At 72.2% G+C, this 26,783-nt stretch carries 22 protein-coding genes and 1 tRNA gene; 5 read left to right on the plus strand and 18 right to left on the minus strand.

Going from position 1 to position 26,783, the window contains the following annotated elements; genetic code table 11:
• The 13 genes from ACWEQL_RS18660 to ACWEQL_RS18720 all read right to left on the minus strand — a co-directional run.
• Positions 1-554, minus strand: a 554-nt coding sequence (locus tag ACWEQL_RS18660) for a CTP synthase (protein WP_452151343.1), incomplete at its 3' end; no start/stop codon positions are given.
• 47 nt (positions 555-601) lie between these two features.
• On the minus strand, positions 602-1,942 hold the full coding sequence (locus tag ACWEQL_RS18665) for a cation:proton antiporter (protein WP_452151344.1): 1,341 nt from the start codon (positions 1,940-1,942) through the stop codon (positions 602-604).
• A complete protein-coding gene (locus tag ACWEQL_RS18670) occupies positions 1,929-2,456 on the minus strand; it encodes a dCTP deaminase (protein WP_452151345.1) in 528 nt (175 codons plus the stop codon). Before ACWEQL_RS18670 ends, ACWEQL_RS18665 begins: the two co-directional genes overlap by 14 nt.
• Positions 2,453-3,013 (minus strand): AAA family ATPase, encoded by a 561-nt coding sequence (locus tag ACWEQL_RS18675; RefSeq protein ID WP_452151346.1) that lies wholly within the window; start codon positions 3,011-3,013, stop codon positions 2,453-2,455. The genes ACWEQL_RS18670 and ACWEQL_RS18675 overlap by 4 nt, the downstream gene beginning before the upstream one ends.
• Entirely contained in the window at positions 3,010-4,098 is a 1,089-nt protein-coding gene (locus ACWEQL_RS18680; protein ID WP_452151347.1) for a hypothetical protein, read from the minus strand. The genes ACWEQL_RS18675 and ACWEQL_RS18680 overlap by 4 nt, the downstream gene beginning before the upstream one ends.
• Positions 4,095-4,562, minus strand: a complete 468-nt coding sequence (locus ACWEQL_RS18685) for an SRPBCC family protein (protein WP_452151348.1) — start codon at positions 4,560-4,562, stop codon at positions 4,095-4,097. Before ACWEQL_RS18685 ends, ACWEQL_RS18680 begins: the two co-directional genes overlap by 4 nt.
• 10 nt (positions 4,563-4,572) lie before the next feature.
• Positions 4,573-5,160, minus strand: a complete 588-nt coding sequence (locus ACWEQL_RS18690) for a DUF6031 family protein (protein WP_452151349.1) — start codon at positions 5,158-5,160, stop codon at positions 4,573-4,575.
• Positions 5,157-6,275 (minus strand): DUF6001 family protein, encoded by a 1,119-nt coding sequence (locus ACWEQL_RS18695; RefSeq protein WP_452151350.1) that lies wholly within the window; start codon positions 6,273-6,275, stop codon positions 5,157-5,159. The genes ACWEQL_RS18690 and ACWEQL_RS18695 overlap by 4 nt, the downstream gene beginning before the upstream one ends.
• Before the next feature lie 38 nt (positions 6,276-6,313).
• Positions 6,314-7,963, minus strand: coding sequence for an alkaline phosphatase family protein (locus ACWEQL_RS18700; protein WP_452151351.1), 1,650 nt, complete (start codon positions 7,961-7,963; stop codon positions 6,314-6,316).
• Positions 7,960-8,790, minus strand: a complete 831-nt coding sequence (locus tag ACWEQL_RS18705; RefSeq protein WP_452151352.1) for an HAD-IIA family hydrolase — start codon at positions 8,788-8,790, stop codon at positions 7,960-7,962. The genes ACWEQL_RS18700 and ACWEQL_RS18705 overlap by 4 nt, the downstream gene beginning before the upstream one ends.
• Positions 8,790-10,040 (minus strand): hypothetical protein, encoded by a 1,251-nt coding sequence (locus ACWEQL_RS18710; RefSeq protein WP_452151353.1) that lies wholly within the window; start codon positions 10,038-10,040, stop codon positions 8,790-8,792. Before ACWEQL_RS18710 ends, ACWEQL_RS18705 begins: the two co-directional genes overlap by 1 nt.
• Positions 10,037-12,571: a dCTP deaminase domain-containing protein gene (locus ACWEQL_RS18715; protein ID WP_452151354.1), complete on the minus strand. Its 2,535-nt coding sequence runs from the start codon at positions 12,569-12,571 to the stop codon at positions 10,037-10,039. The genes ACWEQL_RS18710 and ACWEQL_RS18715 overlap by 4 nt, the downstream gene beginning before the upstream one ends.
• Positions 12,572-12,679: 108 nt before the next feature.
• A complete protein-coding gene (locus ACWEQL_RS18720) occupies positions 12,680-12,844 on the minus strand; it encodes a hypothetical protein (RefSeq protein WP_452151355.1) in 165 nt (54 codons plus the stop codon).
• A gap of 222 nt (positions 12,845-13,066) precedes the next feature.
• On the opposite strand from ACWEQL_RS18720, the gene ACWEQL_RS18725 reads away from it, so the two are divergent.
• The 3 genes from ACWEQL_RS18725 (at position 13,067) to ACWEQL_RS18735 (ending at position 18,504) form a co-directional block, all read left to right on the plus strand.
• Positions 13,067-14,080 carry a LuxR C-terminal-related transcriptional regulator gene (locus ACWEQL_RS18725; RefSeq protein ID WP_452151356.1) on the plus strand — a complete coding sequence of 338 codons (1,014 nt, stop codon included), beginning with the start codon at positions 13,067-13,069 and terminating at the stop codon, positions 14,078-14,080.
• A 250-nt stretch (positions 14,081-14,330) separates the two neighbouring features.
• Complete coding sequence (gene hrpA, locus ACWEQL_RS18730) at positions 14,331-18,311, plus strand: ATP-dependent RNA helicase HrpA (protein WP_452151357.1); 3,981 nt, start codon at positions 14,331-14,333, stop codon at positions 18,309-18,311.
• Between the two features lie 119 nt (positions 18,312-18,430).
• Positions 18,431-18,504, plus strand: a tRNA-Asp gene (locus ACWEQL_RS18735).
• Between the two features lie 421 nt (positions 18,505-18,925).
• Here ACWEQL_RS18735 and bldC read toward each other — a convergent pair.
• On the minus strand, positions 18,926-19,132 hold the full coding sequence (gene bldC, locus ACWEQL_RS18740) for a developmental transcriptional regulator BldC (protein ID WP_014137253.1): 207 nt from the start codon (positions 19,130-19,132) through the stop codon (positions 18,926-18,928).
• 541 nt (positions 19,133-19,673) lie between these two features.
• Positions 19,674-20,621, minus strand: a complete 948-nt coding sequence (locus ACWEQL_RS18745; RefSeq protein ID WP_452151358.1) for a hypothetical protein — start codon at positions 20,619-20,621, stop codon at positions 19,674-19,676.
• A gap of 163 nt (positions 20,622-20,784) precedes the next feature.
• Between ACWEQL_RS18745 and ACWEQL_RS18750 the strand changes: the two genes are divergently transcribed.
• Together ACWEQL_RS18750 and ACWEQL_RS18755 are read left to right on the plus strand one after the other, a co-directional pair.
• A complete protein-coding gene (locus ACWEQL_RS18750; RefSeq protein ID WP_452151359.1) occupies positions 20,785-21,945 on the plus strand; it encodes a Glu/Leu/Phe/Val dehydrogenase dimerization domain-containing protein in 1,161 nt (386 codons plus the stop codon).
• Positions 21,946-22,340: 395 nt separating this feature from the next.
• The gene (locus tag ACWEQL_RS18755; protein ID WP_452151360.1) at positions 22,341-22,604 is read left to right on the plus strand and encodes a DUF3073 domain-containing protein; all 264 of its coding nucleotides are present in this window, start codon (positions 22,341-22,343) and stop codon (positions 22,602-22,604) included.
• A 192-nt stretch (positions 22,605-22,796) separates the two neighbouring features.
• Here ACWEQL_RS18755 and purM read toward each other — a convergent pair whose 3' ends face one another.
• The 3 genes from purM to ACWEQL_RS18770 form a co-directional block, all read right to left on the minus strand.
• Positions 22,797-23,882, minus strand: coding sequence for a phosphoribosylformylglycinamidine cyclo-ligase (gene purM / locus ACWEQL_RS18760; protein WP_452151361.1), 1,086 nt, complete (start codon positions 23,880-23,882; stop codon positions 22,797-22,799).
• A gap of 71 nt (positions 23,883-23,953) precedes the next feature.
• The gene (gene purF / locus ACWEQL_RS18765) at positions 23,954-25,531 is read right to left on the minus strand and encodes an amidophosphoribosyltransferase (protein ID WP_452151362.1); all 1,578 of its coding nucleotides are present in this window, start codon (positions 25,529-25,531) and stop codon (positions 23,954-23,956) included.
• Between the two features lie 348 nt (positions 25,532-25,879).
• A complete protein-coding gene (locus ACWEQL_RS18770) occupies positions 25,880-26,524 on the minus strand; it encodes a diacylglycerol kinase (protein ID WP_452151363.1) in 645 nt (214 codons plus the stop codon).
• Positions 26,525-26,783: the final 259 nt, after the last annotated feature.

The raw sequence follows: 26,783 nt of genomic DNA on the forward strand, positions 1-26,783 counted from the left end.
AGCGAGACGTGGACGAAGAACACGTTGTCCCGGCCGACCTCGTGGCGCACCTGGCGCACGGCCTCCAGGAACGGCAGCGACTCGATGTCGCCGACGGTGCCGCCGACCTCGGTGATCACCACGTCGACGTCCTCGGTGGCCATCCGCCGGATCCGGGACTTGATCTCGTTGGTGATGTGCGGGATCACCTGCACCGTGTCACCCAGGTACTCCCCGCGCCGCTCCTTGGCGATCACGGTCGAGTACACCTGCCCGGTCGTCACGTTCGCCGACCCGTGCAGATTCGTGTCCAGGAACCGCTCGTAGTGACCGATGTCCAGGTCCGTCTCCGCACCGTCGTCGGTGACGAACACCTCCCCGTGCTGGAACGGGTTCATCGTGCCCGGGTCCACGTTCAGGTACGGGTCGAGCTTCTGCATCGTCACCCGCAGACCACGGGCCTTCAACAGCGCGCCGAGGCTGGAGGCGGTGAGGCCCTTGCCGAGCGAAGAGGCGACACCCCCGGTGACGAAGAGGTGCTTGACCGTCGGGTTCGAGCGAGTCGGCTTGGCCAAGGGAAGACTCCGTGGTGGCGGGCGGACGGATGGTGGGGTGGGTGGGGTCAGCGGACGGGCACCGGTTCGGGGGCCGGCCCCGGCTGCGGCACGGCGGCCGGCTCCGGCTCGTCCGCGGTGCTCAAGGTGCCCCGGGCGATGGCCCGTTCGAGCCACCAGCCGGCCAGCAGGGAGGTGAGCACGGCGGTGAGCACCAGGGTGGTGAACACGGAGGCGTTGATGATCCCCGCGTCCAGGGCGACGGTGGCCACGACGATGCCGGGGCCGCCGCGGGCGTTCATGGCGACCGCGAGGTGCACCGACTCGGTGGCCGGGCGCCGGGTCAGCCGGGCGCCGGCGTACACGCTGACCGCCTTGACCAGGCAGGCCACGGCCAGGAAGCCGGCCGTGAACAGCGGGTCGAAGTCGTGGACGAGGTTCAGCTTGAGCCCGACGACCGCGAAGTAGACCGGGATGAAGAAGCCGGTGGCGAAGCCGCGCACCGCCGCGATCGGCCCGTCCGAGGAGGCCGCGCCGCCGAGGCCGGACATCAGCCCGACGACGAAGGCGCCGTACATCGGGGCGACGCCCAGGTAGAGGCAGGCGGCCGCGGCGGCCAGCACCGCGGAGACCCGGACGGCCACCTGGCCCAGCGGGCCGGTGCCCTGGGCGCGGCCGGCGAAGCGGCGCAGCAGCAGGCCGAGCGCGGCGACCAGGCCGAGGAAGGCCACCGAGGCGACGGAGTGGTAGAGCGCCGAGGCGTTGGGCGAGGTGATGCCCAGTTCGGGGGCGAGGCCGAAGCCGCCCTTCTTGCCGCCGGCGACCAGGCCGACGGCGACCGAGACCAGCACGTTGAGGACGATGTCCTCCAGGACGGCCACGGAGAGCACCACCCGGGCGAAGGCGGTCCGGATGATGCCGAGGTCCAGCATGATCCGGGAGATCACCGGGATGCTGGTGATCGCGATGCTGCAGGCGATCACCAGGGTGAGCGCGGTGCCGTTGCCCGCCGGGCCGACCAGCTCGGAGGTGTCCACCACCCCGGCGACCAGCAGGCCGAAGGCGAACGGGATCACCATGCCCACCACCGAGATCACCCCGACGGTGCGGCCGTCCCGGCGGGAGAAGACCGCCCGCATCTCGACGCCGGCCAGGAACATCAGCAGCAGCATGCCGAGCTGGTAGACGAGTTCCAGTCCGGTGAAGACCGGCCCCTGCTTGGGAAAGATCCATTTCTGGACGTCCGGGAGCAACTGCCCCAGCAGGGTGGGCCCGAGGAGGAGTCCGCCGAGGATCTCGCCGATCACCGGGGGCTGGCGCAGCCGCCCGAACAGCCGGCCCGTCAGGTGGGCCGACAGGAGCAGCAGCACCAGCGCGGTGAGGAGCCGGAACAGGTCAGCCTGTGACACGGCTGTCCAGACTGAAGCGGGAGGCCACCGCCGACCGCGAGCCGGTGTACTTGCCGTCGTAGCCGACCGCCTCGCCCTGCATGGACCAGAAGGCGAGCTTCCCGATCATCATGCCGGGGTAGACCCGGACGGGGTGGGCGACCTTCATCTCCAGCGTCCAGGGGAACACCGCCCCGCTGTGGCCGAGCGGCGCGGAGAACTGGATCCAGATGCCCAGGGTGGAGGCCGAGCGGCAGGCGTAGAGGGTGGCCGCGTAGTGCGGGCTGCCCATCGCCTCCATGGTGCCGCCGAGGTAGAAGCGGCCCGGCTCCAGGACCATGCCCTCGGGGCCCATCTTGACGTGCTGGGCCTGCGGGGGCTCGAAGCAGTCGATGACGTCCTGCTCGTACCAGAGGATGTCGTCGGCGAGCCGGAAGCCGTAGCTGTTGGGCTCGATCCGCTCCGGGTCGAAGTCGTCGATGTGGATGCGTCCGGCCCGGACCTCGGACAGGATCTCGGCTCCGCTCAGGATCACAGCCAGCTCCCCAGCAGCTCGTGGACGGCGGTGCGGTACTCGTCGAGGCCCGCCCCGTTGACGATGACGGCGTCCGGCTCGATCAGGTCGATCTCCCGGGTGGAGCGGTCGGCGCGGGTCGGGTCGTCGCGCCCGTCGAGCCGGCTCTGGCGCAGTTCCTCGTCGCAGGTGATCCGCAGCACCCGGAAGCCCTGGGCGCGCAGGGCGCGGGCGTCCACGTGCGGGTCGCGCAGGTCGTCGTTGACGACGATGTCGGCGTCGGTGGCGGCGAGCCGGCGGGTGAAGTCGTCGGCGAGCGAGGCGGGGTTGATGCGGCGCATCGCGTCGGCGAGCGCCTCCATCAGGACCTGGTCCTGGGCGTCGGCGCGCAGCGTGGCGCCGGCCGCGCGGTAGACCTGCTCCTGGAGGTCGTACAGCGGCTTGGCGAGCTTGACCCGGGCATGGGTGAGGCCCTTGGCGCGGGCGAACTCCTCGATCAGCGTGGCGCTGGTGGACTTGCCGACGCCGGCCAGGCCGACCACGCAGACGCGCAGGGAGTCGGGCTTGCTGGTGGTCACGTCGTCTCCTGGGAGGTGGTGGAGGGGGCGGGCGTACGGGCCAGGACGGCGTCGGGGTCGACGTCGAGGGTGCCGGTCAGGCGGACCATGGCCACCGAGTCCAGGACGGTGCGCAGTTCGGCCAGCGAGCCGTAGAAGCGCGTGTAGTCGGGCACCAGGTGGGACTGCCAGGTGAAGAAGGTGGTGTCCACCTGGCGGTCGATGATCTTGTTGAGGTGGGCCCAGCGCTCGTTGTCGTCGGTGAGGTGACGCACCGCCAGCGGCTCGCCCGGCCGCACCTCGGGCAGCAGGATCGCGGCCAGCCGCCGGGGCTCGGCGGAGAACTCGGCGCCCAGCCAGGACTCGAAGACGTCCGGGTCCATCAGGATCTTGTGGCCCGGCCCGTACGAGTCGAGCTCCGGGTCGACCTGCTCGCGCACCAGCGTCTCCAGCCGGGCGTCGGCCCGGATGGTGCCGACCCCGACGTACGGGTAGTCGCGCCACGGGTGCACCGTGATGCCGCCCTGGCCGTCGAGGGTGCAGAACAGCTTGTCGCCGGTGAAGTAGCTCCAGCCGGGGCGGCGCAGCGCGGAGAGCAGGGTGGTGGTCTTGCCGGCGCCCTTGGGGCCGGCGACGACCACGGCCTCGTCGCCGCGCTGCAGGCCGGAGGCGTGCAGCACGACGGTGCCGAGGTCCTCCTCGTGGCGGATGACCAGGTCGCGGACGAAGTCGAGGACCTGGACGGTGGACGCCTCGGTGATCCGCAGCAGGAAGGTGCCGTCCTTGCGGGCGTCGACGGGGGCGTCCAGGTAGGTGGCGCGGTTGACGTACAGCCGGCGGCCGCCGCGGTCGACGACGTGCGCGTCGAAGTTGAACTCGGCGGCGTTGCTGCGCCGGATGACGGACTGCGGCAGCTCCCAGACGGCGGGCTCGACGTCCGCGTCCGGCCGGTAGCCGTGGACCTCGATCGCGAAGGTGGGCTCGTGCGCCCCCTGCCCGGAGATCAGGTGCCGGAAGAAGCGCCGCACGGGGGCGAAGGCCTGCTCCGCGTCCTCGGCGACGTCGAACCGCACCGTGGTGTGCAGGAAGTTGAGGTACTGGATCACGTCCGGTCGGTTCCGTTCTCGGTCGGCGGGGTGGCGGCCACGGCCCGCAGCAGGGCGTCGGCGTGGGCCTGGAGCGACTGGGCCCAGATCGGGTCCAGCAGGGGGGCGAGTCCGTCGACGCCCAGGTCGAAGGCGATGCCGAGGCCGACCTTCGCGCCGGTGGGGGTGGTCTCGACCGTCCACTCGCCGGTGAGGCGTTCGAGGTCGCCGGCGGTCTGCTCGAAGCCGAGCAGCGGGCCGGGCCGGGCGGTCTCCTCCTGGACCCAGGTCACCTCGCTGCCGTTCAGCAGGACGGTCCACTCGGTCGAGCGGCGCCGCTTGTCCCCGGTCGGCAGGACCCGGACGCCGAGCACGTGCTCGGCCCGGGGGGCGAAGGCGAGGCAGTCCTTGACCACGGCCCACAGCTCGTCCGCGGACCGTCCGTCGATCTGTGCCACCGCGTGGATCTCGGGCAACTTGATCACACCTCTCTGCTCAGGCGGCCTTCATGAAGGGGGCCAGGAATCCGATGTCGAGGCCGGCGGCCCGGGCCAGGCCGGCCCAGACGCGCAGGGTGCGCAGCATGTCCCGCTGCCCCTCGGCGACCAGCCGGTCCGGCAGTTCGCCGGGGAAGGCCTCCAGCAGCCGCTCCCACAGCACGTGGATCTGCTCGACCCGGCAGCTGTCGCCGCCGAACTCCTCGTCGAGGCCGAAGACCTCGATCAGCTGCGGCCCGGTGGCGTCGACCACCTCGCGCATGCCGTACTCCAGCGCCACCGCGAGGCAGTGGGCGTCGTCGACCGGCGCGCGGCCGGCCAGGCGCTGGTCGACGTCCAGCAGCTGCTCCAGGAAGCGCAGCTTGGCGGCCTGCTGCATCTGCGGCTGGTCGGCGCCGCCGACCAGGTCCTCGACGTAGGCGCGGCCCTCGGCGAGCATCAGCCAGGCGGCCTGCACCCAGGCCTCGACGGCCTGCGGGCCGGGCATCGCGTGCCCGCCGCGCACCGAGGGGAACGCGGTGAGCCGGCCGGCGACGCCGGTGGTGGACTCGGTCATCTGCTGCTCCTGCGTGAGGTCCTGGGTCATGCCGCCGCCTCCTGGTCGCGGTCGTGGCGGTACCGCAGGTCGAGCCGGGCGGCGCCGGAGCGCAGGGCGCGCAGCACGGTGGCGGCGTCCCGGGCGTCGAGCTTGGCGAGCTCCTCCAGGCCGACCGGGTCGACCGACAGCGGCAGGTCGCGGTCGGCGCCGGGCAGCACCACCGAGCCGCCGGGGGCGACCAGCAGGGCGGCGCCGGGCAGGTAGGGCTGGACGGTGCCGGTGACGTCGAGCCGGACGGTGACCGTGTCGGCGGTGCCGGTGGCCCGCAGGCAGTCCAGGACCAGCGCGGTGTACTCCTCGGCGAGCGGCTGCCCGGCGGCCGAGGGGTCGAGGGCGTCGGCGATCCGGCGGCGCAGCCGTTCCAGCTCGCCGGCGACCGCGCGGACCCGCCCGTCGCGCCAGACGTCCGCGGCCACCAGCCGGGTCCAGCGCAGCGCGTACCACTTGCGGGTGGTGTAGACGTCGCCGTGGTACGAGAGCAGCGCGTCCATCGCGTGCAGCAGCACGTTGTACGCGTAGCCGACGCGGCCGCGGGTCTCCCCGGCGCTCTCGGCGAGCACGGTGTGGACGGCCTGCTCCAGGGCGGTGTGCAGGGCGGCCCTGGACCACACGGTGGCGAGGGCCGGGAGGGCGTCCAGGTAGGGCGCGGTGCCGTCCAGGGCGATGCCGTTGACGATCCGTTCGGTCTGCTTGCGGCGGGGCTCGCGGGTCTTGTCCCAGGCGCGGAAGCCGGCCACGGTCTCCCCGGGGGCCGCGGCGGCGAGGCGCTCCAGCTCGGCGAGGTTGTCGGCGAGTTCGGCCCGGGAGAAGGAGACGACCTCCAGGTGGTGGCCGTCCTCGAAGATCTTGGTGGAGATCCGCGGGCCGTCGATCGCGGCGTCCTGGATCCGGATGAAGTCCAGGTCGCTGGTCGCGTTGGCGAGGCCGTGCACCGGGGAGCTGGTGAGCAGCAGCCGGCCCTCGCCGACCCGCTCGCGCATCAGCGAGCCGAGCCACTCGGGCTCCAGCGCGCGGGTGGCGAGGAATGCCGCGACCTGCTCATGACGGTGTGCGGTCAAGTCCTGTGGTGACAGGGCATGGGGAAAACCGGTGGGTACGCCCATCGGAGGTCAACTTCCTTCGGTCGGGTCCGTCGGTCGGGTCAGGGGTACGCGGGCGCCGGGGCCGTCCCCACCCCGAGCTGCCGCAGCACGAGCCGGGCGGGCAGGGTGTTGTCGACGGTGTCCAGGTCCGTACCGGCCGGGATACCGGGGCCGGTCGCCGCGTGGATCGCGTGCAGTCGCGGGTCGCCGGTGTAGACGACGTGCGCGCCGCTCTTGGCGCACGGCCGCACCACGCCGCCGTCGCCGGTGAGCAGCGAGGAGGGCTGGTAGTCGTCGTCCAGCACCAGGAACGCCACCGGCGGCGGGGCGTCCTCGTCGGCCAGCGGGCACCCGTCGGCGTCGAGGAATCCGCGCACCACCGGCCGGCCGTCCGCCGGGTCGGTGAGCGTGCGCAGCGCGGCCAGCGCGCGGGCCATCGCCGCGCCCGCGCGCACCGGGTCGTCCTGCTCGGTGGCCCAGAGCGAGCCGTTGTTGGCCGGGTGGTAGATCACCCGGGAGCGCGCCACGTCCAGGGCGCCGGCGGTGGCCACCGCCGCCAGCCCGGCGCGCACCAGGTGGTCGTTGACGTGCACCAGGTGGGTGGAGCCGACCATGCCGTGGTCGGCGCCGAGGACGACGGTGTCCTCCGGCCCGGCCCGGTCCAGCACCCGGCCGAGGATCGCGTCCGAGCCCCGGTAGCAGCGCTCCAGGTACGACCAGACCCGGTCGGCGATGTCCGGACGGTGCGCGGCGCTCTTCTCGTCGCAGAAGCCCAGCAGTTCGTGGCCGACGTCGTCGGTCATCGGCAGGTAGACCACCACCAGGTCGGCGGCGTGCTCGGCGAGCACCGCGTCGGCGGCCGCGCCGAAGGCCCGGGTGGCGCACTCCACCGAGGAGAGGAAGACCTCCTCGGCCGAGCCGTCGCCGCCCTCGGCGAGCCGGGGCCCGAAGACCCCGGCCCGGTAGAGCGGGCCCACGCCCTCGCCGGCGAACGGCGGGCAGTCGCGCAGCCGCCGCACCAGGCGCCGGTTGCGGCCGCCGGTGCGCGGCACCCAGACGCCGGTGTGCGCCAGCAGCAGCCGCTCCGGCGTCCGGACGCAGGCCACCCAGGTGCCGAGCCCGTCGGCGTCCAGCGCCAGCGGGCGCCAGCGCCCGTCGGGGCCGGCCACCAGCTCGGCCCCGGCGGTGGCCAGCCGGACCTCACCGCCGGCGCCGGTCTCCACCTCGACCAGGTGGCCGCCGACGTCCCAGTGCCGCGGGCCCCCGCCGGGGGTGAGCTCCAGGACGGCGTGCCGGGTGAGCCGGCGGCTGTACGCCTCCACCGCGCCGTCCACGTACTGGCCGACCGCGCTCTGCTCGTCGAACACCCAGGGGGCGTGCACGAAGGCGCTGCGCAGGTCGTTCTCCGAGGCGCTCTCCCACACCGGGGGGACCGCCGGGAAGCGCGGCGCGAAGCCGCTGACGTGGTCGGCGAGCCCGTCGCCGGCCCCGGGCACGGTGTACCCGGTGACCCCGTGCTCGGCCGGCCAGGTGCCGGTGAACAGGGTCGCCAGCGACGGCGGGGTCTGGCAGTTGGGACGGGCCGGGCGGGCCGCCGCCACGGTGCCGCCGGCCCGCATCCGGGTGACGGCCGGCAGCGCGCCCTCCCGTTCCAGCCGGTCGACCACCCAGTGCGCGGCGGCGTCCCAGACCACCCAGTAGACCGTCATCGGGCCATCAGCCCCGCGACCAGGGCGGGCAGGGCGGCGACCGAGTCGATCTCGTGGTCGGCCCGGCCGGTCAGGCCCTCGGCCCGCTGGTCGGCGTACTTGCCGGTGCGCACCTGCACGGTGCGCAGTCCGGCCGCCTCGCCGCCCGCGACGTCGGTGCTCGCGTCGTCGCCCACCACCAGGCAGGCCCCCACCGGGACCCCGAGCGAGCGGGCCGCCAGCTCGAAGAAGTCGGTGGCCGGCTTGCCCAGCACCCGCGCGGTGGCCCCGGCCGCGTACTCCACGGCCGCGACGACCGCGCCGGTGTCCAGGTGGTCGCCGTCGGCCCGCTTGAAGTAGCGGCCGCGCTGCAGGGCCAGCAGTTCGGCCCCGTCGCGCACCGCGCGGAACGCGCCGTCCAGCGCCGGGTAGTCCAGGACGTCCCGGCAGTCGCCGATCAGCACATGGGTGTACGGCGGCTCCTGGGCCAGGCCCGGCAGTTCGCCGAGCAGGGCCTTCGACACCAGCGGGTAGGCCCGCGCGCCCGGCGCGGCGGCCAGCAGCTGCTGGGCCGCCACGACGGGGGTGAACAGTTCCTCGGCCGGGACCGCCAGCCCGTACCCGGCCAGCTCCTCGCGGATCACCGCGGCCGGCTTGGAGTCGGTGTTGGTCAGGAAGCGCAGGCCCACGCCGAGCCCGCGCAGCTCCTCGACCGCCGCCGCCGCGCCCTCGATCACCCGTCCCCGGGCGTACAGCGTGCCCTCCAGGTCGAGCAGGACGGCGCGCGGCGCCCCACCGGCCGCCGGGCCGCCGGTCATCCGGCTGTCGGTCGTCTGGCCGTCGGACATCAGACCACCGGCCTCGCCAGCTCGGGGCGCGCGGCGACCGCGTCCTTGAGGAAGGTGCGCTTGGAGTAGACGCCCCGCTCGGTCGCCAGGCCGCGCTCCGCCAGGAAGCCCTCCAGCCAGCGCGCGATGTCGGCCATCTCGGCCAGCACGTCGGCCTCGTCGGGCTCCACCGCGGTACGGCTGCGCAGGTACTCCAGCTCGCACTGGTTGAGCGTCACCTCGCGGGCGTCCACCAGGCTGCAGTGGTCGAAGAAGATCCCGTACACGTGCCCGGTGCGCGCCGACTCGAAGTTGATGTCGTAGCGCACCCTGCGGAACGAGGGCAGCCGCACGGCCTCGACCCCGAGCTCCTCGGTGACGTACCGCTCGAAGCCGCCGTCGTCGGCGAGGCCCAGCCCGTAGGTGTGGCTCTCGCGGCGCTCGAAGGCGTCCTCGGCGTACCACTTGCGCTTCAGCAGGTGCTTGCCGTCGGTGGTGGGGATGAACGAGGCGTAGCCGCGCTCCTCCTCGCCGGGGCCGGTGACCTCGAAGAGGTGGTTGAGGTAGTCCCAGGCCTGGAACTCGTCCCGGTACTCCATCAGGTAGCCGGGCAGCGCGCCCTCGCGCACCTCGCGGTACAGCTCCAGGGTCAGCGTCCAGGAGTCCACCGGCGGGGTCAGCGTGTACTTGTACTCCAGCTCCTTGCCGGAGAAGCACTTGCGGTAGTAGCGCTGGTGGTTGTTGAGGAACAGGAACCGCTCGGCGTGCCGCTCCAGCGCCCCGGCGAGCCAGCCGAGCCCCTCGACGCCGTCCGCCGGGACGGGCTCCTCGGTGATCCGGATGAAGCAGGCGTCCTCGGCCAGGAAGCGGATCTGGCTGTGGACGTGCGCGCGCCCGTCCTCGGCGCTCACGTAGAACAGCGGCACCAGCGGCCCGGGCGCGCGGCCCTCCTCCCCGACCGCGGCGACCGCCGCGAGCAGCGGGGCGCCCGGCAGCATGCCGGGGAAGAGCTCGGTGCCCGCGGCCTTCGAGGTGTGCGTACGGGTGCCCGCCAGATCGCGGGCGCGCAGCTCGACGGTGCCCAGCCGGGCCCAGTCCAGCACGACGGTGTTGGCCGGGAACTCCCGCTCCGGCGGGCCGTCCAGCGGGACCACGACCAGCGGGTCGGTGTCCGCGAGCGGGGCGGTCCCGTTCAGCAGGTGGAGCCCGCCGAGGACGAGCCAGGCCGCGCGGGTCCCGCCGGCGGCGGGGGTGGTGTCGTTCACGCTCATGCTCCCTTCTCGCCGTCGTCGCCGGCGCCGCGGCCGGTGGTGGCGACGGTGCCGTCGCTGATCACTGCCTCGGTGCCGGAGATCCCGGCCGCCGCGACCGCGGGCACGCCCGCCTCGCGCAGCAGGATCGCCAGGTGGCCGAGGGCCGAGCCCTGGTCGAAGACGAAGCCGGCCACGTGCTCGATCAGCACCGACAGCACGGCGTAGGGCCGGGCGGCCACGATGATCGGCTTCTCGTCGTACGCCTTGACCGCGTCGAGGATCCGCGCCAGACCGTCGTGCTCGCTGACGTCCTGCGACTTGTTGATGCTGACCGCCGGGCCGATGGAGAGCCGGCGCAGCAGCGCGTCGTCGTCCAGCCGCAGCAGCGGGCCGCGGGCGGTGCCGCGGGAGATGCACACCTCCCCCTGGGAGACCACGACCGCGTCGTCGCCGTCCAGGACGGAGTAGTCGACGAAGTACAGGGTGCCGCCGTCGAGGACCCACTCGATGGTCACCGGGCCGTACTTGTCGTGCATGGCGCCGGTGAAGCGGGCGATCTCGTCGAGGTGCCCGTGCAGCGCCGCGCCGCCCTCGGCGGCGGTGACGTTGCCCGGCGCGTCGAAGCCCAGCCGGACGTCCTCGACCACGACGGTCTCGCCGCCGGCGGTGCCCCGGTTGAGCGCCATCAGGCCCTCGTCGGTGAACTCGACGACCAGGCCCTCGCCGGCCTTGCGGGAGATGACGCCGAGGTCGCCGCGGATGAAGTCGCGGACCACGACGGCGTGCAGGGCGGTCGCCTCGGCGCCGGCCCCGGTGGTCACGGCCAGCTGGCCGAGAACCTCCTCCTTGGGCACCACGATCTGGCGCAGGGTGTCGCCGAAGTCCAGCACGCACTCCTCGGAGCCACCCGCGAGGGCCTCCCGGAGCGCTCCGGCGGCCGCCTGGTCGTGCAGGCCGCGGCCGTTGAAGCGCAGCACCCAGCCGGCGCCGACGCTGACCCCGCAGGAGTGCGCCATCCGGTGGGCCGGGCCGCGCTTGGCGGTGTAGCCGGCGTGGACGGCGGCCACCTCGCCCAGCTGGAAGCCGGCCGGCAGCTCGTCGAAGTACAGCCGGTACGACTCGGCGACCGGCTCGGCGGAGCTCTGCTCCTGGTCGCGGGCGGCGGTGAGCGGACGGACCTGGATCAGGTGCACGCCCTCCTCGTCGACCGCCCACTCGACGTCGACGTCCTGCTCGCGCCGCTCGCGCAGCTCGCGGACCATCGCGACCACCCCGGCGAGCGCCTCGTGGTCCGCCCCCGTGAGCGCCTCGTGGTCGGCCCCGGCGGTGTTCGCGAGCTCCTCGGAGTCGGTGCGCCGCGGTACGGCGACCCCGGCGACCAGCTCGTCGGCCAGGCCCTCGACGTACTCGACGGTGACCTTGTCGTCGGTGGCGCCGTCCAGGCCGGTGAAGGCCACGCCGGCCAGCCGCGGCCGGACCAGGCGCTGCACGATCACGGCCAGGCGGGGCTCCGGGTCGAAGTCGCCGGCCCGGATGCGGGCGGCGACGGCCGGGGCCTCGTAGTAGGAGTGCCAGCACCGCTCGACGGCGGCGACGGCCTCCTCGGCGCCGCGCACGCCCAGGATCGTCTGGTGGATGCCGGCCTGGCTGGAGCCCTCGGTGTCCTCGTCGAGGCCGGAGGAGCGCACCGCCAGCTCGACGCCGTCGAGGTCCTTGAAGACCTCGCCGAGGCGGGCGGTGAGCAGCTTGCGGGCGTGCTCGGTCAGCCGGACCTCGGCGCCGGTCTTCTGGATCCGCTCGACGGTGTCGGTGAAGAACGCGCCGACGGTGGCCTTGAGGTCGCCGAAGGCCTCGGCGAGGCCGCCGCGCTGCTCGTCGGTGAGCGAGTCGGCGAACTCCCCGGCCGGCACCACGAAGGCGGCCGGCACCCGGAAGTCGTGGCTGGAGCGGGCCAGTTGGGCGAACTTGGGGCCGACCTCGGCCTCCTCGACGCTGGCGCCGAGTCCGGGGAAGCGCTGGCGGGCGAACTGCTTGTCGAAGTCGACGTGGATGTCGCTGGAGCGCGGCCCGACCGAGCCCTGGTACTTGCCGTCGTACAGGACGATCTCGCCCTGCGGCCGCCACCACATCATCTGGCCGATGTTGATGCCGGGGTACACCCGGACCCGGTTCATCGAGTAGAGCTGGAGGGTCCACTGCCCGGTGTAGCCGATGTCGCCGAGGCTCGCCGAGAGGTTGATGAACAGGCCGAGCCGGGCCACCGAGGAGCGCGCCGCGAAGGTCGGCGCGTAATGCTCGCTGCCGAGCACCTCGATGGTGTGCGCGAGATACAGTCTGCCCGGCTCCAGGACATATCCGTCGTCCGGGATCTCGATTTCCTCGAAATCATTCGTCTGCCGAGCGTCCAGCGGCATCTGCTGGTAGACCCGGAGGGTTTTCCCGAGCCGGAAGTTGTAGCTGTTCGGATTGACCTGTTCGGGTGTGAACGGTTCGATGGTGATGCGACCGTTGGCGCGTTCGCGCGCGATCTCGTTACCCGTGAGAATCATGGTTACCCATTCGCCTTGCCCGCGTTCCCGGGGCGCCGTCAGAGGGGTGGGAGGAACCTGCGGCCGCACCGCGCCCGGGCCCGTGGAAGGGAGCCCGGGCGGGGGCCGCTACCGGCGGACGGCGCCCGCGTTGTCGGCGGTCAGGGCGGTCGCGGGGGCCGCGTCCGCGTGGAGGGCGACCACCTGCGGGCGGGGCGAGCCCCAGCCGGTGTCCTTGGGCGCGGCCGCCGTCGTCACGGCGAGGCCGAGCAGGAGGGCCAGCGGACAAACCACCGCCGAAAACCGTCGGGTAAAGCGGTTGCGCCGTGCTGCTGCTGCACTGTTTCGCATTTGTTAAGCGTCCCGTCCGGAGAAGTCCCTTGTGGTGAAGGGGGTCTATGTGGATCACCCTGCCAGAATCCGGATTAGGATCCATTCGACGGGCCTCGCATCTTGTTGCATGGCAGCAAGTTTCAGGCCTTCCAAATCTGCCGGAAGGGGAGGGAACCCGGACATATGGACAGGCTGGCGAACGACCTGGAGGCGCTCCGGCGGCTGTATGGATATGCGCTGACCGGGGATCCGGAGCAGACCGGGCACATCACGGGCCTCGCCGCCCGCGCCGGGATCACCCCCGAACGGGCCGCGGAGGCCGTGGAACGGCTGCTGGGGATGGGGCTGCTGCGCCGCGGCGCGGACGGCGCCCTGACCGCGGTGGCCCCCGACGAGGCCGTGACCCGGGTGGTCGACCCGCTCGAACGGGAGATGCGGGCGCAGCGCTCGCGGGTCGAGCGCACCCGCCGCGAGCTGATGTCCTTCATGCCGGCCTTCGAGGCCAGCCTGGCCCACCGCCGCCACCCCAGCCGGTTCGAGGTGATCGAGGACCTCGGCGAGGTCCTCTCCGTGATCGCCGACCTGACCGCCGGCTGCCGGGAGGAGGTGCTCACCGCGCAGCCCGGCGGCGCCCGCGAGGAGACCGTCCTGGAGGAGGCCGTCCACCGGGACGAGGCCATGCTGGAGCGCGGGGTGCGGATGCACGTGCTGTACCAGCACACCGCGCGGTTCAGCCAGGGCACCAACGTCTACGTGGAGCGGGTGGCCCGGCTGGGCGCCCAGGTGCGCACCCTGGACGACCACTTCACCCGGCTGCTGGTGTTCGACCGGCAGACCGCCGTCATCGAGGTGCCCGGCAACTCGCAGGCCGCCGCCGTGGTCCGGGAGCCGAACGTGGTCGCCTTCATCGTCGACACCTACCAGCGCCTGTGGCTGGCCGCGCAGCCCTTCACCACCGGCCTCGGGACCCGCGAGCGGGTCGAGGACGACCTGCGCGGCGCGATCGTCCGACTGCTGTCCGAGGGCATGACGGACGCCTCCATCGCCGCCCGGCTGGGCATGTCCGTGCGCACCTGCCGCCGGCATATCGCGGATCTCATGACCGAACTCAACGCGCAGAGCCGCTTTCAGGCCGGATACACCCTCGCCTCGATGAATCGGGATCACGGCGGGTTCCGCGCCGATTCCGAAGGGTGAGGATTACCGCAGGTCCCGCGGCGAATCCGAAGGGTGAGGGATTACCGCAGGTCCCGTCCCCGATCCGAAGGGTGATCGAATTCGGCATGTACATACATTTCATGGCGGGCGGGTGACCGGCCGGTAACGGGAATTCGCCGCCCGCGCGCGGGTGCGGCGGGGGTTCGCGCCCGCCCGCGGGCGGCTGTGACACTGGAGGGGCTCGGAAACCGAGGTGCGCACCGCCGCACCTCCTTGCGAACCTAGAGGGATGCCCGCAGTGACTTCTCCCGCAGTCCAGTCCGCCGACGCGCCCGCCGAGGGCCCCGGCATCGGCGAGCTGGCCGCCCGCCTGACCGAGCTGACCCTGCGCGACCAGGTGCGGATCGGGCGGCGTCTGGACGGGGCCCGCAGGGTCCGCAAGCCGGAGGCCCGGCAGAAGATCGCCGCCGAGATCGCCGGCGACATCGAGAAGGCCGAGCGTCTGGTCGAGCGCCGCCGCTCGGCCGTACCGCCGATCACGTACCCGGCGGAGCTCCCGGTCAGCCAGAAGAAGGACGAGATCCTCGCCGCGATCCGCGACCACCAGGTGGTGATCGTGGCGGGCGAGACCGGCTCCGGCAAGACCACCCAGATCCCCAAGATCTGCCTGGAGCTCGGCCGGGGCGTGCGCGGCCTGGTCGGCCACACCCAGCCCCGCCGGATCGCCGCCCGCACGGTCGCCGAGCGCGTCGCCGAGGAGCTGCGCACCCCGCTGGGCGAGGCGGTCGGCTGGAAGGTCCGCTTCACCGACCAGGTCGGCCAGGACACCCTGGTCAAGCTGATGACCGACGGCATCCTGCTCGCGGAGATCCAGACCGACCGCGAGCTGCGCCAGTACGACACCCTGATCATCGACGAGGCCCACGAGCGCAGCCTCAACATCGACTTCATCCTCGGGTACGTCAAACAGCTGCTGCCCCGCCGCCCCGACCTCAAGGTCGTCATCACCTCGGCGACCATCGACCCCGAACGCTTCGCCCGGCACTTCGGCGACGCCCCGATCATCGAGGTCTCCGGCCGGACGTACCCGGTCGAGGTCCGCTACCGCCCGCTGGTCGAGGACACCGAGGAGGACGGCGACGAGGCCGACCGCGACCGGGACCAGATCCAGGCGATCTGCGACGCCGCCGAGGAGCTCCAGGCCGAGGGCCCCGGCGACATCCTGGTCTTCCTCTCCGGCGAGCGGGAGATCCGCGACACCGCCGACGCGCTCAACCGCATGAAGCTCAAGTTCACCGAGGTCCTGCCGCTCTACGCCCGGCTGAGCTCCGCCGAGCAGCACCGGGTGTTCCAGCGCTCCAGCAGCCGCCGGATCGTGCTCGCCACCAACGTCGCCGAGACCTCGCTGACCGTCCCCGGCATCAAGTACGTGATCGACCCCGGCACCGCCCGGATCTCCCGCTACAGCCACCGCACCAAGGTCCAGCGGCTGCCGATCGAGGCGGTCAGCCAGGCCAGCGCCAACCAGCGCAAGGGCCGCTGCGGCCGCACCTCGGACGGCATCTGCATCCGGCTGTACTCGGAGGAGGACTTCCTCGCCCGACCCGAGTTCACCGACGCCGAGATCCTGCGCACCAACCTGGCCTCGGTCATCCTCCAGATGACCGCCGCCGGGCTCGGCGACATCGCCGCCTTCCCCTTCCTCGACCCGCCGGACTCGCGCAACATCAAGGACGGCGTCAACCTCCTGCACGAGCTCGGCGCCCTCGACCCCGACGAGAAGGACGTCCGCAAGCGCCTCACCCCGCTCGGCCGCCAGCTCGCCCAGCTGCCGGTCGACCCCCGGATGGCCCGGATGGTGCTGGAGGCCGACAAGAACGGCTGCGTGCGCGACGTCATGGTGATCGCCGCCGCGCTCTCCATCCAGGACCCGCGCGAGCGCCCCGCCGAGAAGCGCCAGGCCGCCGACGACCGCCACCGCCGCTTCACCTCGGAGACCTCCGACTTCCTCTCCTACCTGGCCATGTGGCGCTACGTCAGGGAGCAGCAGAAGGAGCTCTCCTCCTCCGCGTTCCGCCGGATGTGCAAGTCCGAGTTCCTCAACTACCTGCGGATACGGGAGTGGCAGGACATCTACTCCCAGCTGCGCACGGTCGCCAAGCAGCTCGGGGTCACCATCGAGGAGCCGCACGAGGACGCCGAGCCGGACGCCGACCGGATCCACCAGTCGCTGCTGGCCGGCCTGCTCTCCCACATCGGCCTGTTCGACGCGGAGAAGCGCGAGTACGGCGGTGCGCGCGGCGCCCGCTTCGCGGTCTTCCCGGGCTCGGGGCTGTTCAAGAAGCCGCCGCGCTGGGTGATGTCGGCGGAGCTGGTGGAGACCTCGCGGCTCTGGGCCCGGATCAACGCCAAGATCGAACCGGAGTGGGTCGAGCCGCTGGCCGGCCACCTGACCAAGCGGAGCTACAGCGAGCCGCACTGGGAGAAGAAGGCCGGCGCGGTCCTCGCGTACGAGAAGGTGACCCTGTACGGGATGCCGGTCGTCGCGCAGCGCAAGGTCAACTACGGCCGGATCGACCCCGAGCTCTGCCGCGAACTGTTCATCCGCAACGCGCTGGTCGAGGGCGACTGGGAGACCCACCACCGCTTCTTCGCCGAGAACCGCAAGCTGCTCAGCGAGGTCGAGGAGCTGGAGAACCGGGCCCGCCGCCGGGACATCCTGGTGGACGACCAGACCCTGTTCGACTTCTACGACGCCCGGCTGCCGCAGGACGTGGTCTCCACCCGGCACTTCGACTCCTGGTGGAAGAAGGCCCGGCAGGAGCAGCCGGACCTGCTCAACTTCGAGAAGTCGATGCTCATCAACGACGCCGCGGACGGCGTCACCGAGGCCGACTACCCGGACCACTGGCAGCAGGGCAAGCTCCGGTTCAGGCTGACCTACCAGTTCGAGCCCGGCAGCGACGCGGACGGCGTGACCGTCCACATCCCGCTGCCGGTGCTCAACCAGGTCACCGCCGAGGGCTTCGACTGGCAGATCCCGGGCCTGCGCGAGGAGCTGGTCACCGCCTACATCCGGGCGCTGCCCAAGGCCATCCGGCGCAACTTCGTGCCCGCCCCGGACTTCGCCCGGGCCGCGCTCGCCCGGGTGAGGAACCGCCAGGAGCCGCTGCTGCCCACCCTGGAGCACATCCTCAAGCGGCTGACCGCGATCACCATCCCGCCGGAGGCCTGGGACGACGAGCGGGTGCCGGACCACCTGAAGGTGACCTTCCGGGTGGTGGACGGCAAGCGCCGGCTCGCCGAGTCCAAGGACCTGGAGGAGCTGCGGCTGCGGCTGAAGCCCAAGCTCAGCGAGACCCTCTCCTCGGCGGCCTCCGGCCAGGGCATCGAGCAGAGCGGGCTGACCGGCTGGCCCGCCTCGCTGCCGGTGCTGCAGCGCACCTTCGAGCAGCGCTCGCGCGGCCACTCGCTGCGCGCGTACCCGGCGCTGGTCGACGAGGGCGCCTCGGTGGGCATCAGGCTGTTCGACTCCCCGCAGGCCCAGGAGCAGGCGATGTGGGAGGGCACCCGGCGGCTGCTGACGCTGACCACCACCTCGCCCGCCAAGTCGATCCAGGGCCGGCTGGGCAACCAGGCGAAGCTGGCGCTCTCGTACAACCCGCACGGCTCGATCCCGGCGCTGTTCGAGGACGTGGTGGCCTGCGCCACCGACCGGCTGATGACCGCGGCCGGCGGCCCGGCCTGGGACGAGGCGGCGTACGGCAAGCTGCACGACAAGGTGCGGGCCGACCTGTACGACCTGTCGGCGGACACCACGCTGCGGACGGCGACCGCGCTGATCGCCTTCCACAAGGCGTCGACGCGGCTGAAGTCGGTGAGCAGCCCGGTGCTGCTGAACGCGGTGAACGACATCCGGCTGCACCTGGCCTCGCTGGTGTACCCGGGCTTCGTCACGGCGACCGGCTGGCAGCGGCTGGCGGACCTGAAGCGCTATCTGCTGGCGGTGGACCGCCGGCTGGAGGCGCTGCCGGAGCACCCCCAGCGCGACGCCCAGCAGCTGCTGAAGGTCCAGCAGGTGCAGCAGGCCTACGGGGAGCTGCTGGCGGCCGTCCCGGCCGGTCTGCGGCCCTCCCCGGAGGTGCTGGCGATCCGGTGGATGATCGAGGAGCTGCGGGTCAGCTTCTTCGCCCAGTCGCTGGGCACCCCGTCACCGGTCTCGGAGAAGCGGATCATGAAGGCGATGGAGGCGGCGCGGGCCGCGCTCTGAGCCGGGGCCCCGCTGAGCTGGGAGGGCCCTCAGGTGCCGGTTCGACCTGGGGGCCCACCATGGGCTACGATCTGTCTTGTTCGCAGCGCGCAAGCGAGTGAACGAGATCAGAAATCTCTGGTCCCGTGGAGCAGTTGGTTAGCTCGCCACCCTGTCAAGGTGGAGGTCGCGGGTTCAAGTCCCGTCGGGATCGCCGTAGGCGAGAGGCCCGGAACCGGTCAGGTTCCGGGCCTCTCGGTTTTCCGCTCCGGCCGGCGTCGGAGCCGGCGCCGGGTCCGGGTTCCGCGCGGCAGGCGGCCGCCCCGGAGGGCCCTCACAGCTATCGCACAGTTGGTCTAGACCACAAGTGATGCCCCCTGTGACGGTCGTCACTCGACTTTCACGGAAACCCACCCCCGCGAGCACCTCCGGGAGACCCTCTAATTTAATATGTAAAATTGTACAGCCATTCACTGTAAATCCCCCCCGTAATGTGAACATCGAATCGTTATCCGGAGTTCAACCCTCCGACGCCCCGGACGCTCCGGGGCATGCAAAGGGGCCGCTTACCGGACCCGGCGGAGTCCGGTAAGCGGCCCCTTTGAAAGAGCCTTTGTCGCTATCGAAGACCTCGATCAGGCCTCGGTGCGCTGGGCCGGAATCCCGGCCAGCAGAGCGCGCACCTCCGCCTCGCGGTAACGACGGTGTCCGCCGAGCGTGCGGATCGACGTGAGCTTGCCTGCCTTGGCCCAACGGGTCACCGTCTTCGGGTCCACGCGGAACATGGTGGCGACCTCCGCCGGCGTGAGCAGCGGCTCGGCGTCAGGGGTACGAGCGGTCATGAGCGGCCTCCTCGGGAGAACCGAACCAGGGCGGTTCTATCCTTCAAATTCTGCACCTTGGCCCGCGATGCCCGAAATGGCATAGACGGGCCGAGTCGGTTATAGGACGAACGGCTTGTCCTGGTGTCTACAACTACACCATCCGTCCAGCCCTATCGACCAAACCGCCAAAATTGACCCCTCACGGGTTCAAGGCCGACGGATGGCGATGGACCACCCCATAACGGGCAGTCACGTTATAGTGACATCCGGTTACGAGAGGACCAGACCCTTCGTTTCCCGGCAAAGCAGGCATCGGCTCCAGAACCACCCAAAAGTGGGCACGCTCATGTGTAGTTGGGCTGGTTGTCCCATTTTTGCACATAGGGGTGAGTTCGCGTCAACGGTGAGTAGTGTCACGTTCGACAGCTATTGACCCGAACCGGGACCTTGGTCATGACAACCGGGCCCAAGGACTCCCCAGTCTTACAAGTACCACCGACACCGGCCGCGGCCAGCGCTGACGGGCGCTCACACCACCCCCGGCGGCCCTGCGCGCCCCTCAGTTCGCGTACCGGAGCTCCTGCACCCGCCGCCAACGCTCCGCCAGCTCCCGGTACGCCCGCAGCGCCTCCGCCGAGTCCCCCTCCCGCAGCGCCCGCACCCCCTCCTCCAATTCCCCCGCCGACCGGTCCGCCGCCAGCCGGGCCGGCCCCAGCAGGTGCACCAGCCCCCCGTAGTCCAGTTCCACCAGCGAGCGCGGATGGAACTCCTCCAGCCACCGCCCCACCCGCTCCGCACCCCGCACCAGCTCCCCCTGCGGCACCTCCGCCCGCAGCGCCCGGTAGGCCCGGGCCACCCGCCGCCGCGCCTGCGCCATCGGCGTCAGGTAGAACAGCGCCGGCGCCCGCCCCTCCTTCTCCCCCGCCGGGGCGCCCTCGACCCCTTCGACGGCCCCCTCCTCCGCGGAGCCGGCCGAGGGCCCCGGCACGAAGCAGCGGTCCTCCTCGCCGAACGGCAGGAACCACGCCACCGGCACCTCCCAGCGGGTGGTCAGGATCCACGGCCGGGCGTCCGGGTGCTCCGCCAGCCAGCGCTCGCGGTCCGCCTCCGCCGCCGCCCGGGTGGCCGGCGGCAGCGCGGTGTCCACCAGCGCCACCGGCCCCTGCTCCCGCAGCTCCTCCAGCGCCTGCCAGCTGCGCAGCCGGGTGGCCCACGGGCAGACGTACAGCACCCCGTCCACGGCCCGTACGAAGGCCCGTCCGCTCTCCCGCTCGGGCAGCGGCCGCGGGGTGCGCCCCACCAGCTCCGCCAGGGCCGCCCGCTGCTCCTCCAGGGCCGCCCTGGCCACCGGCTGCCCGGCCTCGGCGGCGTCCGGGCCGTGCTCCGCGGCGTACGCCTGCCAGTGCGCCCGATCGGGCTCCGGATAGGCGGCCAGGGGCTCGTAGACCCGCAGGTGGGCGGCGTAGGGCGGCAGGACGGACGTACGCACGGCGGTCACGTTCTGCATCGTCGCACGCACCACCCCCGGCCCGGGAGGGCGCGCGCGTCTCACCCCTCGGACAAGAGGAACAAGCTCGTACAAGAGGGCAGATCGCCGGGGCCGACGCGACTACTCTTCGCCCTAGGCGCCCGCACCACAGCAGCGGGCCTTCGATACTGGAGTCACCACAGTGACCGACGTACAGACCGCATCCGCCACGTACCCCGCACCCGGTGTGCTGAGCAGGATCTTCCGTACCGAGCAGGACGGCGTCCCCGGCGACGGCCACGAGCAGGTCGTGCTCTGCCACGACCGCAGCTCGGGCCTGAAGGCCATCATCGCCATCCACTCCACCGCCCTGGGCCCGGCCCTCGGCGGCACCCGCTTCTTCCCGTACGCCTCCGAGGAGGCGGCGCTGGAGGACGCGCTCAACCTCTCGCGCGGCATGAGCTACAAGAACGCGCTGGCCGGGCTCGACCTCGGTGGCGGCAAGGCCGTCATCATCGGCGACCCGAACAAGGACAAGAACGAGGCGATGCTCCGCGCGTACGGCCGCTTCGTCGAGTCGCTGCGCGGCCGCTACATCACCGCCTGCGACGTGGGCACCTACGTCCAGGACATGGACGTCGTCGCCCGCGAGACCCAGTTCGTCACCGGCCGCTCCCCCGAGAACGGCGGCGCCGGCGACTCGTCCATCCTGACCGCCTTCGGCGTGTTCCAGGGCATGCGCGCCTCCGCCCAGGCCCGCTGGGGCCAGCCGACCCTGCGCGGCAAGCGCGTCGGCGTGGCCGGCGTCGGCAAGGTCGGCCACTACCTGGTCGGCCACCTGGTCGCGGACGGCGCCACGGTCGTCATCACCGACGTCTCCGAGACCGCCCTCAACCGCGTGCGCGCCGCCCACCCGGAGGTGGAGGTCGTCGCCGACACCGCGGCCCTGCTCCAGGCCAAGCTGGACGTCTACGCCCCCTGCGCGCTCGGCGGCGCCCTCACCGACGACTCGGTGGCGGCCCTGGGCGAGTTCGGCACCTCCATCGTCTGCGGCGCGGCCAACAACCAGCTGTCGCACCCGGGCGTCGAGAAGGACCTCGCCGACCGCGGCATCCTCTACGCCCCGGACTACCTGGTGAACTCCGGCGGTGTCATCCAGGTCGCCGACGAGATCGAGGGCTTCAACTTCGAGCGGGCCAAGAACAAGGCCACCAAGATCTTCGACACCACCCTGGAGATCTTCACCCGGGCCACCACCGACGGCGTCCCGCCGGCCGTGGCCGCGGACCGCCTCGCCGAGAAGCGCATGCGGGAGATCAGCGCGCTGCGCTCGGTCCTGCTGCCGGGTGCCCGCCGGGCCTGATCCCCAGCGGTCCGCCCGCACATCCGTCCCCGGTGCGCGGGGGGTGGTCACCATGCCGCCCCCCGCGCATCACGATGTGGAACCGGATTCTCACTTCTGCACCCGATCAGGTGATCCGAGGTCCCCCTTGGGGGGATAATCGATCCGGGAACGACGGAACCGAGACACCTCCGAACGGCGGGCAAAAGGCCGCAAAACCTCCCTTGACCTGGGAAGACCCGGTCCCGGGTGCAGGTAGTGCGCGCCACGTCACACCGACGACGTACCGTCCGGCGGCGGAAACAGGTACCGTTAATGCTCCAAGGGACGGCTTCTCCACTTCGGGCAGGCCGATCCTGAACATGAACACGTGTCAGACTCGGGGCCGTGAGCCCCACCGTTGAGGGGGTCGACCCATGGGGCGCGGCCGGGCCAAGGCCAAGCAGACGAAGGTCGCCCGCCAGCTGAAGTACAACAGCGGCGGCTTCGACGCTCACCGTCTGTCCAACGAGCTGGGCGTATCGCCCTCCACCGCTTCGATCGAGCCTGAGCCGATCGAGGAGGAGGAGGACGACGACCCCTACGCGGAGCTGGCGGCTCGCTACGGCGCCGCCGACGACGACGAGGACGACGAGGCCGAGTCGGGCACCGGGCACTCCCAGGCCCGCCGCCGCGCGTAGTCACAGTCTGGCCTGACCGGCCCGGACGCCCAGAGCGCCGGGCCGGTTTTCGGCGTTCCCCCGCAAGGACACCGTCCCGCGCGTTCCGCGGCCCGGAGTCGTGGCCCGCAGGCGCCGCACCGGAGGGGCGCCCAGGACGGCGAACGGCCCCTCCGGCGGGTCCGGAGGGGCCGTTTCCGCATCGGGCCGGACTCAGCCCGCGGTGAAGCCCTCGTACGCGTTGTAGAGCGCCGCGCCGCCGTCGTGCTCGTCGGTGCGCTCGACGATGTCGCCCAGCAGCCAGGCCTCGACGCCGCGGTCCTCCAGGATGGAGAGCACCGCGTCGACCGAGTGCGGCGGGACGACCGCGACCATGCCGACGCCCATGTTGAGCGTCTTCTCGATCTCCAGGGTGGCCATGTTGCCGACCTCGGCGACGGTCCGGAAGACCGGCAGCGGGGTCCAGGTGCCACGGTCCAGGCGGGCGTGCAGGCCGTCCGGGATGACCCGGGCCAGGTTGGCCGCGAGGCCGCCGCCGGTGACGTGCGAGAAGGCGTGGACCTCGGTGGCCCGGGTCAGCGCCAGGCAGTCCAGCGAGTAGATCCGGGTCGGCTCCAGCAGCTCCTCGCCGAGGGTGCGGCCGAACTCCTCGACCTTGCGGTCCAGCTTCCAGCCGGCCTGGTTCAGCAGCACGTGGCGGACCAGCGAGTAGCCGTTGGAGTGCAGGCCGGAGGCGGCCATCGCGATCACCACGTCGCCGGCCCGGACGCGCTCGGCGCCCAGCAGCGCGTCGGCCTCCACGACACCGGTGCCGGCGCCCGCGACGTCGTACTCGTCGGGGCCGAGCAGGCCCGGGTGCTCGGCGGTCTCGCCGCCGACCAGGGCGCAGCCGGCCAGCGCGCAGCCCTCCGCGATGCCCTTGACGATCGAGGCGACCCGCTCCGGGACGACCTTGCCGACGCAGATGTAGTCGGTCATGAACAGCGGCTCGGCGCCGCAGACCACCAGGTCGTCGACGACCATGCCGACCAGGTCGTGGCCGATGGTGTCGTGCTTGTCCATGGCGGCGGCGATGGCGACCTTGGTGCCGACGCCGTCGGTGGCCGAGGCCAGCAGCGGCCGCTCGTAGCGCTTGAAGGCGGAGGCGTCGAAGAGCCCGGCGAAGCCGCCGAGGCCGCCGACCACCTCGGGGCGGTTGGCCTTCTTCACCCACTGCTTCATGAGCTCGACGGCGCGGTCGCCCGCCTCGATGTCGACTCCTGCGGCGGCGTAGGTGGCGCCGTTCTGGTTGCTGGTCACTGCGGCCCTTTCGGGTCTCTGGGGATGGAACAGCGGTGGGGTCCCGGGTTCCGGGACCCCACCGTGAGGTACTACGGGCGGCGCAGGGCGTCGGCGGCGCCCGCCCCGCCGAGCAGCGACTGGACGCCGTCCAGGTCGCCGGTCGGCTTGCCGCGGACGGCCGGGGGCTGCTGGCCCCCCTTGATCTCGGCCTCCAGCAGGAGCTTGCCGAGCAGCGCCGGATCGGGCAGCTCCATCGGGTACTCACCGTCGAAGCAGGCCCGGCAGAGCTTGTCCTTGGGCTGCGTGGTGGCCTCGATCATGCCGTCGATCGAGATGTACGCCAGCGAGTCCGCGCCCAGCGTGCGCCCGATCTCCTCGATGGTCATGCCGTTGGCGATCAGCTCCGCGCGGGTGGCGAAGTCGATGCCGAAGAAGCAGGGCCACTTGACCGGCGGCGAGGAGATCCGGATGTGGACCTCGGCGGCGCCCGCCTCGCGGAGCATCTTCACCAGCGCGCGCTGGGTGTTGCCGCGCACGATCGAGTCGTCGACGACGACCAGGCGCTTGCCGGCGATGACCTCGCGCAGCGGGTTCAGCTTGAGCCGGATGCCGAGCTGGCGGATGGTCTGGCTGGGCTGGATGAAGGTGCGGCCCACGTAGGCGTTCTTCACCAGGCCGGAGCCGTACGGGATGCCGCTGGCCTCGGCGTAGCCGATGGCGGCCGGGGTCCCGGACTCGGGCGTCGCTATCACCAGGTCGGCCTCGACGGGCGCCTCGGCGGCCAGCTTGCGGCCCATCTCCACGCGGGAGAGGTGCACGTTGCGGCCGGCGATGGAGGTGTCGGGGCGGGCCAGGTAGACGTACTCGAAGACGCAGCCCTTGGGCTTGGCCTCGGCGAACCGCGAGGTGCGGATGCCGTTCTCGTCGATGGCGATGAGCTCGCCGGGTTCGACCTCGCGGATGAACGAGGCGCCGCAGATGTCCAGCGCCGCGGTCTCCGAGGCGACCACCCAGCCGCGCTCCAGCCGGCCGAGCACCAGCGGGCGGATGCCCTGCGGGTCGCGGGCGGCGTAGAGCGTGTGCTCGTCCATGAAGACGAGCGAGAACGCGCCCTTGACCTTGGGCAGCACGACCTTGGCCGTCTCCTCGATGGAGAGGTCCGGGTGGCCCGCGAGCAGGGCGGTCACCAGGTCGGTGTCGTTGGTCGCGGCGGTCCGGCCGGAGCGCGAGACGTGCTCCTCGCCGGGCAGTTCGGCGACCATGGCCGCCAGTTCGGCGGTGTTCACCAGGTTTCCGTTGTGCCCGAGGGCCAGCGAACCGTGAACGGTCGCCCGGAAGGTCGGCTGGGCGTTCTCCCAGACCGAGGAACCGGTGGTCGAGTAGCGGGCGTGTCCGACGGCGATATGCCCGTGCAACGACCCCAGCGAGGCCTCGTCGAAGACCTGGGAGACGAGCCCCATGTCCTTGAAGACGAGAATCTGGGAGCCGTTGCTCACTGCGATGCCCGCGGATTCCTGACCGCGGTGCTGCAGGGCGTAAAGGCCGAAGAACGTGAGCTTGGCGACCTCCTCGCCGGGAGCCCAGACACCGAAGACGCCGCATGCGTCCTGGGGGCCTTTCTCGCCGGGAAGAAGATCGTGGTTGAGTCTTCCGTCACCACGTGGCACGTCTTCGAGTCTAGGGCAGTTGGCACAGGCTTCCGGAACCGGGGAGAGGCCGATCGCCGGGCGATCACCCGGTAACGCGCGTAGACAAAACCCCTTACCGGAAAGGGGATTCGGGGCGCGCCCCGACCGGGAACGGGCGCCTGGCCTTGCGGTTCGCGCCCGTTGGGGTCTTTCGTGTGCCGACGGTGCGGCGGTGGGCGGGGCCACCGGAGGGACGCGACGTGAGCCTGCTCACCCGGGCGCCCGGACGGGTCCACCCGGGCGGCGCCGGCCGTTCACCCGGGTGTGCGGGGGCCCGCCCGTCGGCCGGGGCACGCCGGGGCGGCCGGCGCCGTACGGCCGGGAGGGTCAGCCCGCGGGGAGCAGCAGCCCCCAGGCGCCCGCGTGCACCGCCCAGGTGCGCGAGCGGACCGGGCCCACCGGGTGGCCGTCCGCCTCGTACCCGAAGCCGCGCCCGGTGACCGAGACGCTCGCCGCCCGGGCCCTGATCAGCGTGCCCGGCGCGCGGACCAGCACCTCCGCGACGCCCTCGCCGACCGCGTCCCCGGTCGGCAGGCAGATCTCGACCACCTTGACCACCCGGTGGACGTCGGCGATCAGCTTGCCGTCCGCCTCGACCCGGAGCCGGGAGCTGTGCTCGCCGGATTCGCCCGAGGTGAGTGAGGTCGCCTGCTCGGCCGCAGCCAGTTTCGCCCATAGCGAACGCCAGCCGCCTGTACGGCCCACCGCGCGGCGGGCGCCGCTCCCCGAGATCCGCACCCCGCCCAGCGCCACCCCGCCACCGTCGTCCACCAGCAGGTCAAGCTTGCGCGCGACCCCCGTGAGCACCGCGCGCGCCGCCGGCACCGGCTTCCCCGGCACCCCCAGCGCCCGCGCCGCCGTCAGCTCGTGGGCCCGCCCCACCGGCACCAGGCCGACCGGGTCCGCGCCCAGCTCACGCTGGCGGTGCAGGGCCTGGAGCACCCGCTGGAGGGCGAGATCAGAACCGATCACGACAGGTCGCCGACGACCGCGATGCGAAAGCACACGATCGAGTTCGGACGGACTCTCCGGATAGGCCACCTTGACGTCCGCCCCTCCGCAGAGGACGTCCTTCGCGATCCGCACGGACTCGCCGTCGGTCTGCCGGGCCGCCGGGTCGAGGAGCAGCAGAAGCGGCTCGGGGCCGCCGTTCGCAGGCGTGGACAGGGACGACACGACCGGTCCTTCCTCAGGTAATCTCTCGGTGCAAGAGCCCCTTGCGCTATTGCGC

The organism is Kitasatospora sp. NPDC004240, from assembly GCF_053603215.1.

Bases quoted from the DNA above. Each gene is read 5' to 3' on its own strand.
- ACWEQL_RS18745 (WP_452151358.1), bottom strand. From the start codon at position 20,621: ATGCAGAACGTGACCGCCGTGCGTACGTCCGTCCTGCCGCCCTACGCC.
- bldC (WP_014137253.1), bottom strand. From the start codon at position 19,132: ATGACCGCTCGTACCCCTGACGCCGAGCCGCTGCTCACGCCGGCGGAG.
- ACWEQL_RS18710 (WP_452151353.1), bottom strand. From the start codon at position 10,040: ATGAGCGTGAACGACACCACCCCCGCCGCCGGCGGGACCCGCGCGGCC.
- ACWEQL_RS18695 (WP_452151350.1), bottom strand. From the start codon at position 6,275: ATGGGCGTACCCACCGGTTTTCCCCATGCCCTGTCACCACAGGACTTG.
- ACWEQL_RS18690 (WP_452151349.1), bottom strand. From the start codon at position 5,160: ATGACCCAGGACCTCACGCAGGAGCAGCAGATGACCGAGTCCACCACC.
- ACWEQL_RS18755 (WP_452151360.1), top strand. From the start codon at position 22,341: ATGGGGCGCGGCCGGGCCAAGGCCAAGCAGACGAAGGTCGCCCGCCAG.
- ACWEQL_RS18705 (WP_452151352.1), bottom strand. From the start codon at position 8,790: ATGTCCGACGGCCAGACGACCGACAGCCGGATGACCGGCGGCCCGGCG.
- ACWEQL_RS18725 (WP_452151356.1), top strand. From the start codon at position 13,067: ATGGACAGGCTGGCGAACGACCTGGAGGCGCTCCGGCGGCTGTATGGA.
- hrpA (WP_452151357.1), top strand. From the start codon at position 14,331: ATGCCCGCAGTGACTTCTCCCGCAGTCCAGTCCGCCGACGCGCCCGCC.
- ACWEQL_RS18715 (WP_452151354.1), bottom strand. From the start codon at position 12,571: ATGATTCTCACGGGTAACGAGATCGCGCGCGAACGCGCCAACGGTCGC.
- ACWEQL_RS18700 (WP_452151351.1), bottom strand. From the start codon at position 7,963: ATGACGGTCTACTGGGTGGTCTGGGACGCCGCCGCGCACTGGGTGGTC.